The sequence below is a fragment of the Pollutimonas subterranea genome (genome assembly GCF_002849655.1).
Classification (GTDB): Bacteria; Pseudomonadota; Gammaproteobacteria; order Burkholderiales; family Burkholderiaceae_B; genus Pollutimonas; species Pollutimonas subterranea.
In genome coordinates this window covers 1-1,172 of sequence record NZ_PDNW01000059.1, presented here as the reverse complement: position 1 = coordinate 1,172, position 1,172 = coordinate 1, and the positions used below count along the sequence as shown (strand labels likewise).

Sequence of the window (1,172 nt, the reverse complement as noted above, 5' to 3'; positions counted from 1 at the left end):
TCGACCCATAGCAGTCATTAGCTAGTGATAGAGGGCAAAGTTTTATGCTTTATCCTTTCTTTACTGGGCGGCGGATCAACACAACAACCAGCGTCACGACCGTCAGCGGTACGACGAAGCTGAGCATGACGCCCGAGAATGCTGGCAGCGCATCGTGCTGCTGCGCGGCCATGATCAAGTAAGCCACGTATGCGACGTAGTAGCCCAGAAAGACCCCGCCTTCCCAGCGAGCGATCTCGCGACCAGTCATGAACACGGGGAGGCAGGCAAACGACACTGCCACCATGACCCAGATGTCAAAGGCCAGCAGCGATGGAGCCATGTCCAACCCCAGGTCACCCGACACTAGGCCCGAGACACCCAGGCAGCCCAGAATGTTGAAGGTATTGCTTCCCACCACATTGCCCACTGCGATGTCCCGTTCGCCCTTGATGACTGCGGCGATGCTGGTGGCAACCTCGGGCATGCTGGTACCAGCGGCAACGATGGTCAGCCCAATGATCAGGTCGCTCACACCCATGGCCTTGGCGAAACTCACCGATGCTTGCACTAGGTACTCGGAGCCGAACACTAACGCAGCTAGGCCAGCGGCAATCAGCAGCAACTGAACCCGCAACCGATCGTCCCAGGCGCCGGGGGCAGAGGGTTTGATCTCACCCGCGTATTCGTCCTTGGCGAGCTGGGTTTCGCGCCGTGACTGCACGATCAGGAACACTGTGTAAGACACCAGCAGCACGAAGAGAAAACCGCCATCGAAAAAAGAAAGTTGACCGTCCAACCCCAAGGCGAGCAAGAGAAAACATGCACCGATCATGATCGGTACCTCCTGGCGTATCAGCTGAATGTTGACCACCAGCGGTGCAATCAACGCGCTGATGCCAAGGATGAACAGAACGTTGAATATGTTGCTGCCCACCACGTTGCCAATGGCAATGTCGGTTTTCCCATCGAGCACGGCCCCCACGCTGACTGCAACCTCGGGTGCGCTTGTGCCGAGCGCAACGATCGTCAGTCCCACGACCAGCGGACTGATGCCAAACGACAGGGCCAGCTTGGAAGAGCCTCGCACCAACAAGCTGGCACCCATGACCAGCAAGAAAAGCCCGCCGAGAAATAGAAGGATGTTCATGACTGAGAACTGTAGCTAAGAATCAAGTGGCACAGCTTACCAG

At 57.2% G+C, this 1,172-nt stretch carries 1 protein-coding gene; it reads right to left on the bottom strand.

Going from position 1 to position 1,172, the window contains the following annotated elements:
- Positions 1 to 49: 49 nt before the first annotated feature.
- Positions 50 to 1,129, bottom strand: a complete 1,080-nt coding sequence (locus tag CR159_RS21315) for a calcium/sodium antiporter (RefSeq protein ID WP_102075942.1) — start codon at positions 1,127 to 1,129, stop codon at positions 50 to 52.
- Between the last annotated feature and the right edge of the window lie 43 nt (positions 1,130 to 1,172).

Bases quoted from the DNA above. Each gene is read 5' to 3' on its own strand.
- CR159_RS21315 (WP_102075942.1), bottom strand. From the start codon at position 1,129: ATGAACATCCTTCTATTTCTCGGCGGGCTTTTCTTGCTGGTCATGGGT.